Raw genomic sequence first — 9863 nt, 5'->3', positions numbered from 1 at the left:
GATAAGGAAAGGATCATCAGGCGGCCGTCGGCCAGACTTCGACACCAGCGCATACACCCACCGCAACCAGGCCGAACGTGGCTTCGGTCGACGCACACACTGGCGAGGCCTGGCGACCAGGTACGACAAGCTCATCGAAAGCTACAAAGCACACTGGACCCCATCGAGATGCTCGACTGGCTCCGTGCCGTACCCGACCGCACTCCATGATCCGGAGGACACCACCTAGTCGACCGGGTGGCGTGGGGCTGGGGCAACGAGCACCGCGCGCAGCCCTTGGCCGTGAGCATCGCCCAGAGCACCGAACTTGGCACTCTGTACACGGTCGACGAGATCCGGGCCATCGCCGACCACGCCCACGCGAAGCGCATGAGGCTGCACATGGACGGTGCGCGCATCTCCAATGCGGCAGCCGCCCTAGGTGTTCCGCTTCGCGCGTTCACCACGGACGCCGGGGTCGACATCCTGACCTTCGGCGGCACCAAGAACGGAATCCTGTACGGCGAGGCGATCGTCGTGCTCGATCCGACGGCCGCCGACGGGCTCCTCCACCTACGCAAGCTGAACATGCAACTGGCCTCGAAGATGCGGTTCGTCAGCGCGCAGTTCATCGCGCTTCTCAAGAACGACCTGCACCTCCGATCGGCGGGGCACGCCAACGCGATGGCGGCTCGGCTGCGCGGAGCGCTTGAGGAATCCCTTGCCGCGGGCGCCACCACCGGCATCAGCTTCAGTCAGCCGACGCAGGCCAACGCCGTGCTCGCCGTCCTGGCCAACGACGCGGCGGTCCGTATCCGCGAGCAGGTGCGCTTCTACGATTCGGGCCGGGCCGTCGGCGAGGTGCGCTGGATGACCGCCTTCGACACGACAGAGGCCGACGTGGACGCGTTCGTCGAGGTCGTTCGGAAGGAACTCGCCCCGGCGGGGTAGCCCCGGGCCGATCAAGGCCGGGGCTGGGCGAGCCGGTGAGTTTCTGAGACTGGCGCTGATCTAGCCGGCTGACTCAGGCGGTTTTCCCAAGCTGACAGTGCGGGTTCGATTCCCGTCACCCGCTCCACGTGAAAGCCCAGGTCAGGACACGTTCCCGACCTGAACTTCAGTCACCGGCTGCTTTCGAGGTGACCGTCGAGGGAGCTGGACTGAGTCGGCGCGGACCGCCCCGTACGCTGGGGATCATGCGGATTGGCGTCGTGATCCTGCCGGATCAGCGCTGGTCGGACGCCCGGCACCGTTGGCGGCAGGCCGACGAGTGGGGCTTCGACCACGCCTGGACGTACGACCACCTGGGCTGGCGTGACCTGGTGGACGGTCCCTGGTTCGACTCGATGACCACGCTGACCGCAGCCGCGACGGTGACCACCCGGCTCCGGCTCGGCACGCTGGTCGCGTCGCCGAACTTCCGGCACCCGGTGGCCTTCGCCCGGCAGGTGACCGCGCTCGACGACATGTCCGACGGGCGGGTGCTGCTGGGGGTGGGGGTGGGCGGCGTCGGGTTCGACTCGGCTGTGCTCGGCGGCGAGACGTTGTCGCCTCGCCAGCGGGTGGACCGGTTCGGCGAGTTCACCGAACTGCTCGACGCGATTTTGCGCGAGGACGGTACGACCTGGCGGGGTGAGTGGTTCGCGGCGGTGGAAGCGCGGAGCAACCCGGGCTGCGTCCAGGGGCCCCGGGTGCCGTTTGTGGTGGCCGCCAACGGTCCCCGCTCGATGCGGATCGTCACCCGGTTCGGGCAGGGCTGGGTGACCACCGGACCGGACGCGGCCGACCTGGCCGAGTGGTGGGCCGGGGTGGCGCAGCTGGCCACCCGGCTCGACGCGGTGCTCGCGGCCGAGGGGCGTGACCCGGCCAGCCTGGACCGCTACCTGTCGCTGGATTCGGCACCGGTCTTCTCGCTGAGCAGTGCACAGTTCTTCGCCGACCAGGTCGGCTGCGCGGCGGAGTTGGGCTTCACCGACGTGATCACGCACTGGCCACGGGAGAGCCGCTACTACGCCGGTGACGAGGCGGTACTGGTCGACGTCGCCACCCGCCTGTTGCCCGAACTGCGCCGTTGAACTTCCGGCGCGACCCGCCGGCTCAGGTGCCGAGGTCGCCGGTGGCGACACCGCCGTCACCGGCGGAGACCAGCCGGAAGCGGACGCAGACGATCTCGGTGTTGTCGGTCACCGGGGTTCCGACGCGCGCCCAGTAGGCGGCGTGGCCGGCCCGCCACTTGTCGATCGAGCGGTCGCCCTCTCCCTCGGCTCGGGCGAACTCCCACGGGACCTCGGCGAAGCTGGTCACCTCGACACCGGTCACCTCCACGACGCCCACCAGGGTGTCCTGGTCGTCGACGAGGGCCAGTCGCTCGCCCACATGCTCCAGCTCTTCGCCCTGCTCGGCGTACTCGTCGTGCAGGCCGGCGGTAGCGGTCTTCGCGCCGACCAGCACCAGGGTGTTGAGGTTTGTTCGAAGCTCGCCCGGAGTGCCGAGAGCAAGCGTGCGGAGACCGTCGATCCGTGTCCACATCCTGCCGAGGTTACCGTCAGGTCGACGACGCCCGGTGGCGTATCGGCCGTCCCACGGTGGCCGGATGGAGGGTACGGTCGATGCTCGACGAAAAGGAGACGTTTATGGCGGACCGTCGTGCGGTGCTCATTCCGGGACGCGGATACGACACCCGGTACCCCCTGTTCCTCTACCTTGGGGAGGCGCTGCGCCGGGCCGGGTTCGGGCTGCACGGGATCTCCTGGCAGGTGCCGGAGGACTTCGACATCGACACCATCGGCAGGTGGGTGTGCGACGAGGTTTCCCCTGCCCTGACCGAGCGGGCGGACCTGCTGGTCGGCAAGTCGCTCGGCACTCTCGCCGCGCCGCTTGCCGCCGGCCGCAGGCTGCCCGCCGTCTGGCTGACCCCGTTGCTGCACCGGGGTGAGGTGATCGACGCGCTACGCCGGGCCACCGCGCCGTTCATCCTGGTCGGCGGTACCGCCGACTCGTCCTGGGACGGCTCGATCGCTCGGCGGCTGACGCCGCACGTGCTGGAGATTCCGGCCGCCGACCACGCGCTCATGGTGCCGGGGCCGCTGGCCCGCTCCGCGGAGGCGCTGGGCCAGGTCTGCACCGTGGTCGAGGATTTCGTTCGCTGACCCTGCCCCGGCCGCTTCAGCCGAGGTCGGTGGGGGTGAGCAGGCCGGTGACGCGCAGTTCGTCGGCAACGGGCGGTGGGCAGCCGACCACCACGGCGGAGGTGCCGACCGGTTCGGCGCCCCGCTCGGCGCAGATGTCATAGAGGGCGCGTACCTGGGCGGCGGTCGCCACCCAGTCGTCCACCACCAGTACCCGGTCGCCGGGGCCGAGGTGCCGGTTGCGCACCGCGAGGTCGACGTGCCGGCCGCGGAAGTCGGGCGGGCTCTGCGCCCAGGTCAGTGTTCCGGCGGGCAGTCTTCCGTCGCCCGGCTTGTGTGCTGGCACGAACCCCACGCCCAGCGCGGTGGCCGCCAGCGGCCCGAGGAGGAATCCGGTTACGGCCGGGGAGACGACGACCGTGGGCCGGGCGGCCCGGAACGGCGCGACCAGTGCAGGTCCCAGCGCGGCGAGGGTCGAGGGGTCGCGCCACCAGCCGGAGATGTCGCTGACCAGGTGGCTCGCGCCCGGCCCCGGATCGATCCATGTGAGCAGCTCGATGAGGCGATTCTTCAGCTCGGCGGGCATGCCACCATCCTGCGTCACGCGATGGCGAGCGTCGGGCCGCGCGGCCCACCTCGGGTCGGATGATCGGCTTCACGTATCGCCGTAATTGCGGGCATACCATCATGATCACGTTGACTTCGGAAGTGCGTCTCTCGTTATGGTCCGACCCGATTCGATTGGATGCGTTGAGGGAAAGGACCGGGCCGGTGACTGGCAGGCACTCCCGTACCCGCAGGATCACCTCGCCGGCCGGTCTCGCGGCCAGCGCTGTGGTGGCCGTCGCGCTCGCTGTCGGTGGCACCGTCGGCGCCGTACGAGTGACCGCCGGTTCCGACGCCGGCCGGCCGGCCGCGATCGACCTCTCGCCGAGCATCGAGACGAGCGGGTTGGCGACCGGTTCACCGTCCGCCTCGCCGAGCACCGGCGCCTCGCCGAGTACCAGCGTCTCGCCGAGTGCGGCGGTGAGCCCGACGCCGAGCCGCACGGCGCAGGCGGCGTCCCGGAGCAGGGAGCGTACGGCGAGCCCGACGCCGACGCCGAAGAAGACGACGGCTCGGCCGGTGGTGGACACCGGATCCTGCGGCGCGTCCTTCTACTGGCAGGGGCAGATGACCGCGAACGGCGAGACGTTCAATCCGGAGGATCTGACGGCTGCCCACAAGACGCTGCCGTTCGACACCATGGTCCGGGTGACCAACCCGGACAACGGCAAATCGATCACCGTCCGGATCAACGACCGCGGCCCGTTCATCGACGGGCGCTGCCTGGACCTGTCGCGGGCAGCGTTCGCCGAGATCGCGTCGCTCGACCTCGGCCACATCGATGTCCGCTACGAGGTGCTTGGCTGATCCCGTGGCGCGCGGCGATCGACTGCGCGCCGCGATCCTCGCGGTCAAAGAAGTGTCGTCCGCCGGGCCAGGCAGGTTCTTTCGCTCAGGTCCATCGGGCATGCTGTCGGATGTACGCACCCAACTCCTCCAGCCGGGCCGTGGCCCGCTGAGCCCCGGATCCCGCGCCGGCCTCGGCGCGGCTCTCGTCCTGCTCGCGATCGTCTCGGCGGTCGAGCTGGCGGATAGGCGCGCGGCGAACTACATCGCGCTGATGGTGGCCGCACCGTTCCTGGCCGCGGCGCTGGCCTCCTGGCGGATCGTGCTCGGTGTCGGCGCTGCCGCCTCCGTGCTCGGGGCGGCTTTCGCCCTGGCCGAGCGGGCCGTCTCGCTCTCCACGGCCGCCGCGGTCGCCGGCATCGCGGTGGGCACCGGCATCGCGGCGGCGGTCGCGGCGGTGCGGCAACGGCAGGCGGAGCAGATCGCCGAGTTGTCGAAGCTCGCGACGGTCGCACAGCAGGCGGTGCTGCGTCCGCTCGGTCCCCGGGTCGGCGCGCTGTCGGTGGCGGGCCGGTACATCTCGTCGACCGCCACCGCCGAGATAGGTGGCGATCTCTACGAGGCGATCGACACACCGTACGGCGTGCGCATGATCATTGGTGACGTACGTGGTAAGGGGCTGGAGGCGGTACGGCTGGCTAGCATCGTGCTTGGTTCGTACCGGCATGTCGCTTACGAGCGGGCCGACCTGCGTGCCGTGGTGACGGACCTGGACCGGGCGGTGGCCCGCAATGTCGGTGACGAGGACTTCGTCACCGCGGCGCTGGTGGAGGAGCGGGGCGGTACCCTCACCATCGTCAACTGCGGACACCCGGCACCGCTGCTGCTGCGTCGGGGGGCGGTGATCCCGCTCGAACCGCCGGCGCCGGCACCTCCGTTGGGCTTCATGCCGGTGGTCCGGCCGAGGGTGGAACGGCTGGAGCCGGGCGACCGCCTGTTGCTGTTCACCGACGGGCTCGGTGAGGCGCGGCGGGACGGTGAGTTCTTTCCCACCGCCGACCGGGCCTGGCGGTTGCTCGGGCACGGCACGGTCGGCGACGGGCTCGCCTCGCTGGAGACCGCTCTGGTCGAGTGGGTGCACGGCCGGCTCGACGACGACATCGCGCTGGTTCTGATGGAGTACACCGGCTCGCCGAGCACGGCGACGGCGGCGGTGCCGAGCTGGGAGGTCGGCGCCTCCGAGGGGTGAGGCCGGTGGCGGCGGGCCAGTTGACCGGAACCCGAACCGTAGGTGTGTAATCGCTGTCACTTCCGGGTCCGGGTTGTCGCTGCCTACCCGTGAGTAATAGGGTCAGGGTTACTGATCGGTAACACTTGTCCGGAAGCGGGGCCAGCGACATGACCCACTACAAGAGCAACCTTCGGGACCTCGAGTTCAACCTCTTCGAGGTATTCGGAGCGGACCGGGCGTTCGGCCAGGAGCCGTACTCCGACCTGGATATCGACACCGCGCGGAGCTTCCTCACCGAGGTCGACCGCCTGGCTCGGGGCGACCTGGCCGCCAGCTACCAGGACAGTGACCGCAATCCACCGACCTTCGACCCTGCCACGCACACCGCGCCGCTGCCGGAGTCCTTCAAGAAGTCGTACCAGGCGTTCATGGAGTCCGAGTTCTGGCGCCTGGACCTCCCCCCGGAGCTGGACGGAACCAACGCCCCCCGGGCGCTGTGGTGGGCGCTCGCCGAGTTGGTGCTCGGCTCGAACGCCCCCGTCTGGATGTACGCCTCCGGTCCCTCCTTCGCGCACGTGCTGCACGTCGAGGGCACCGAGCGGCAGAAGAGGTGGGCCAAGCTCTTCATCGACCGGCAGTGGGGCTCCACGATGGTGCTCACCGAGCCGGACGCCGGCTCGGATGTTGGCGCCGGTCGCACCCGTGCGATCCAGCAGCCGGACGGCTCGTGGCACATCGAGGGCGTCAAGCGCTTCATCACCTCCGGCGAGCACGATCTGAGCGACAACATCGTCCACTATGTGCTGGCTCGTCCGGTCGGCGTGGAGGGTGTGGGCGGCCCGGGTACCAAGGGCCTGTCGCTCTTCGTCGTGCCGAAGTACCACTTTGACGAGAGCACCGGCGAACTGGGCGGGCGCAACGGGGTCTACGCCACCAACGTCGAGCACAAGATGGGCCTGAAGGTTTCCAACACCTGCGAGATCACCTTCGGCGAGCACGGCGTACCGGCCAGGGGCTGGTTGCTGGGCGAGCGGCACGACGGCATCCGGCAGATGTTCATGATCATTGAGTACGCCCGGATGATGGTGGGCACGAAGGCGATCGCCACCCTCTCCACCGGCTACCTGAACGCCCTGGAGTATGCCAAGAACCGGGTGCAGGGCGCCGACCTGGCCCAGCAGGCGGACAAGACCGCCCCCCGGGTGAGCATCACCCACCACCCGGACGTGCGCCGGTCGCTGTTGCTGCAAAAGTCGTACGCCGAGGGTCTGCGGGCGCTGGTGTTGTACACCGCCTCCTGGCAGGACAAGATCGCCATTGCCGAGGCAGCCGGTGACGAGAAGGCCATCAAGCTGGCCAAGCGGGTCAACGATTTGTTGCTCCCACTGGTCAAGGGGGTCGGTTCGGAGCGGGCGTACGAAATGCTCGGGCACGAGTCACTGCAGACCTTCGGTGGCTCCGGATTTCTCCAGGACTACCCGCTGGAGCAGTACGTCCGAGATGCCAAGATCGACACTCTGTACGAGGGCACCACGGCGATCCAGAGCCTGGACCTGATCTTCCGCAAGATCGTCCGGGACAACGGCAAGGCCCTGATGGCGGTCTCCGGCGAGATCCAGGAGTTCATCGCCACCGAAGCCGGCAACGGCCAGCTCAAGCAGGAGCGCCAGGCGCTCGGCAAGGCACTCGCCGAGATCCAGACCATCCTCGCGGTGATGACCGGTTGGCTGGGCGAGGCGCAGGGCGGGGACACCCGCGCCATCTACAAGGTCGGGCTGGGTAGCCGGCGGTTCCTGCTGGCCATCGGTGACCTGGTGGTCGGCTGGCTGCTGCAGAAGCAGGCCGACGTGGCGCTGAAGGCGCTGGCCAGCGAGGTTTCGGCCGCCGACAAGGCGTTCTACACCGGCAAGGTGGCCGCAGCCCGATTCTTCGCTCGCGAGGTGCTGCCCCGAATCGGCGCCGACCGACGGATCATCGAGGGCACCGACCTGGATGTCATGGACCTCCCGGAGGAGGCGTTCTGACCGGTGCCGGATCGGCCGGGCGGGCGACGGGCGTCCGCCCACCGGCCGCCCGGCCGTCGGTGACCGGGCCGATATCCGTCGGCGTGGCCGGAGCGTTAGTCTGCAGCGCGTGAAGTGGCCAACCGGTCAGAGCCTTCGGCAGCGGGTGATGCTCCCCGTCGTCGGCGTTTCGATCCTGCTCACCGCCAACGTCCCGCCGCTGTACGACTTCTCCAGCAACTGGTTGCACGAACGCAAGATCAATAGCGTCGGGTACCAGCGCGAGCACGGCTTCTGGCAGGTTCTTGAGCTGCCGGAGGATCGGCGGGTCAACGCCATCCACGCGGCGCTGCTACCCACCGGCAAGGTTCTGCTGGTGGCCGGGTCAGGAAACGTCCGCGACCAGTTCGACGCCGGCACCTTCCGGACGCTGCTGTTCGACCCGGCGACCAACGCCACCGAACAGGTGCACACCCCCGTCGACGTGTTCTGCGCCGGACACGCCTTCCTGCCCGACGGAAACCTGCTCGTCGCCGGTGGCACCCAGCGTTACGAGGTTCTCGAAGAAGACGTCGAACGCGCCGGCGGGACGATGGTGGTCAAGAACGAGTCCCCGAACGGCAGCCCGCGCACATTCGTCAAGGGCACCGAATTCGTCGCCCCCGACGGCCGGCGATACAGCGCCGGCCACGACTTCGTCGTCCCACCGGCCACCAAGACCGTCGAGGAGATCGAGCCCGGGGACCCCGGCCACGATCCGGACCACGCCGACCCCGACAACCCCGCCGAACGGGTGACCGTCACGGCCAGCGAGACCGCGATCTGGGTCGACGCGGCCGGCTTCGGTGACGAGTACGTCGTCGACCGGCAGACCCAGTACCGGTTGAACGCTCTGGTCGGTGCCGACGCGGAAAACATCTACGGCCTCGCCGAGGCCATCACCATGGAGAAGCAGGACTACCAGGGCCTGGCCGACACGTACGAGTTCAACCCGTGGACCGAGCGTTACGAACGGGTCGACGACATGTTCGAGAAGCGCTGGTACCCGACGCTGACCGGACTGCCCGACGGTCGGGTGCTGACCGTCTCCGGCCTCGACGGCAGCGGCCGGATCCTCGACGGTACGCAGAACGAGATCTATGACCCGGGCACCAAGAGCTGGACGTCGCGGCCCGACCTGAAGCGCTACTTCCCGACGTACCCCAGCCTCTTCCAGACCGCGGTGCCGGATGTGCTGTTCTACAGCGGCTCCAACGCGGGATACGGTCCGGAGGAGCAGGGCCGCGAGCCCGGCTTCTGGGATCTCAGTGACAACGCTTTCACACAGGTCGAAGGGCTGCGCGACACCGACCAACTGGAAACCAGCATGAGCTCCTGGATCGGCCCGGTCCAAGAGCAGCGAATCATGGTTGTCGGCGGGGGTGGCGTCGGAGAGTCCGAGCTGTCCACCGACCGGATCGACATCATCGACCTGGACGGCTCCGACCCGCGGTTCACTCCCGGCCCCGACCTGCCGGAGGGCACCCGCTACCCGAACCTGGTGCAGCTGCCCGACGACACCACCCTGATCACCAACGGATCCAGCGACTACCGGGGCCGCGGCGCCAGCGACAACCACACCGCGCGGATCTACCACCCGGAGTCCGACACCCTCTCCGTCGCCGCCGACCCGCGCATCGGCCGCAACTACCACGCGGCCGCGCTGCTGCTGCCCGACGGGCGGGTGCTGACGGTCGGCTCGGATCCCCTGTTCCGGGACGCCAAGAACAGCATCAGCGGTGAATTCGAGCAGCGGCTGGAGCTGTACTCGCCGCCGTACCTGTTCGGTGGCGACCGTCCACAGATCGGTGCCGTGCCCGCAGAGGTGAAACGGGGGCAACGGATCAGTGTCGTCACCCCCGACGCGGCCCGGATCGATCGGGTCCGGCTGATTCGGCCCGGCGCCGCGACCCACATGCTCAACAACGAGCAGCGCTCGGTGGCGATCGAGTTCACCGCCGGGCCACAACGGCTGGAGCTGAAGGTGCCGCGTACGGCGGGAGTCCTGCTGTCCGGGCCGTACCTGCTGTTCGCCGTCGACTCGGACGGCGTGCCGTCGGTCGGCGTACCGGTGATGGTGTCCTGACCCTC

9 protein-coding genes are annotated in these 9863 nt (G+C 69.1%); 7 read left to right on the top strand and 2 right to left on the bottom strand.

The window, feature by feature from the left end:
• Positions 1–237: 237 nt before the first annotated feature.
• Together ACFHWY_RS16195 and ACFHWY_RS16190 are read left to right on the top strand one after the other, a co-directional pair.
• Positions 238–930: a threonine aldolase family protein gene (locus ACFHWY_RS16195; RefSeq protein ID WP_416581015.1), complete on the top strand. Its 693-nt coding sequence runs from the start codon at positions 238–240 to the stop codon at positions 928–930.
• Between the two features lie 245 nt (positions 931–1175).
• Positions 1176–2054, top strand: a complete 879-nt coding sequence (locus tag ACFHWY_RS16190) for an LLM class flavin-dependent oxidoreductase (RefSeq protein WP_416581014.1) — start codon at positions 1176–1178, stop codon at positions 2052–2054.
• Between the two features lie 22 nt (positions 2055–2076).
• On the opposite strand, the gene ACFHWY_RS16185 is transcribed toward ACFHWY_RS16190, so the two are convergent.
• Positions 2077–2508 (bottom strand): ASCH domain-containing protein, encoded by a 432-nt coding sequence (locus tag ACFHWY_RS16185; RefSeq protein ID WP_416581013.1) that lies wholly within the window; start codon positions 2506–2508, stop codon positions 2077–2079.
• A gap of 104 nt (positions 2509–2612) precedes the next feature.
• Between ACFHWY_RS16185 and ACFHWY_RS16180 the strand changes: the two genes are divergently transcribed.
• Entirely contained in the window at positions 2613–3128 is a 516-nt protein-coding gene (locus ACFHWY_RS16180; RefSeq protein ID WP_416581012.1) for an alpha/beta hydrolase, read from the top strand.
• Between the two features lie 16 nt (positions 3129–3144).
• On the opposite strand, the gene ACFHWY_RS16175 is transcribed toward ACFHWY_RS16180, so the two are convergent.
• On the bottom strand, positions 3145–3693 hold the full coding sequence (locus ACFHWY_RS16175) for a phosphoribosyltransferase (RefSeq protein ID WP_416581011.1): 549 nt from the start codon (positions 3691–3693) through the stop codon (positions 3145–3147).
• Between the two features lie 185 nt (positions 3694–3878).
• On the opposite strand from ACFHWY_RS16175, the gene ACFHWY_RS16170 reads away from it, so the two are divergent.
• The 4 genes from ACFHWY_RS16170 (at position 3879) to ACFHWY_RS16155 (ending at position 9858) form a co-directional block, all read left to right on the top strand.
• Positions 3879–4520, top strand: a complete 642-nt coding sequence (locus ACFHWY_RS16170; protein ID WP_416581010.1) for a septal ring lytic transglycosylase RlpA family protein — start codon at positions 3879–3881, stop codon at positions 4518–4520.
• A 100-nt stretch (positions 4521–4620) separates the two neighbouring features.
• The gene (locus ACFHWY_RS16165) at positions 4621–5748 is read left to right on the top strand and encodes a PP2C family protein-serine/threonine phosphatase (RefSeq protein ID WP_416581009.1); all 1128 of its coding nucleotides are present in this window, start codon (positions 4621–4623) and stop codon (positions 5746–5748) included.
• A gap of 149 nt (positions 5749–5897) precedes the next feature.
• Positions 5898–7754: an acyl-CoA dehydrogenase gene (locus ACFHWY_RS16160; protein ID WP_416581008.1), complete on the top strand. Its 1857-nt coding sequence runs from the start codon at positions 5898–5900 to the stop codon at positions 7752–7754.
• A 109-nt stretch (positions 7755–7863) separates the two neighbouring features.
• Complete coding sequence (locus tag ACFHWY_RS16155) at positions 7864–9858, top strand: galactose oxidase-like domain-containing protein (protein WP_416581007.1); 1995 nt, start codon at positions 7864–7866, stop codon at positions 9856–9858.
• The last annotated feature ends 5 nt before the right edge of the window (positions 9859–9863 follow it).

This window comes from Micromonospora sp. LOL_024 (assembly GCF_048060415.1).
Lineage (GTDB): Bacteria > Actinomycetota > Actinomycetes > Mycobacteriales > Micromonosporaceae > Micromonospora.
This window is presented reverse-complemented; position numbering and strand designations above follow the sequence as displayed.

Coding starts and splice junctions, on each gene's coding strand:
- ACFHWY_RS16190 (WP_416581014.1), top strand. CDS start 1,176: ATGCGGATTGGCGTCGTGATCCTGCCGGATCAGCGCTGGTCGGACGCC.
- ACFHWY_RS16180 (WP_416581012.1), top strand. CDS start 2,613: ATGGCGGACCGTCGTGCGGTGCTCATTCCGGGACGCGGATACGACACC.
- ACFHWY_RS16175 (WP_416581011.1), bottom strand. CDS start 3,693: ATGCCCGCCGAGCTGAAGAATCGCCTCATCGAGCTGCTCACATGGATC.
- ACFHWY_RS16160 (WP_416581008.1), top strand. CDS start 5,898: ATGACCCACTACAAGAGCAACCTTCGGGACCTCGAGTTCAACCTCTTC.
- ACFHWY_RS16165 (WP_416581009.1), top strand. CDS start 4,621: ATGCTGTCGGATGTACGCACCCAACTCCTCCAGCCGGGCCGTGGCCCG.
- ACFHWY_RS16185 (WP_416581013.1), bottom strand. CDS start 2,508: ATGTGGACACGGATCGACGGTCTCCGCACGCTTGCTCTCGGCACTCCG.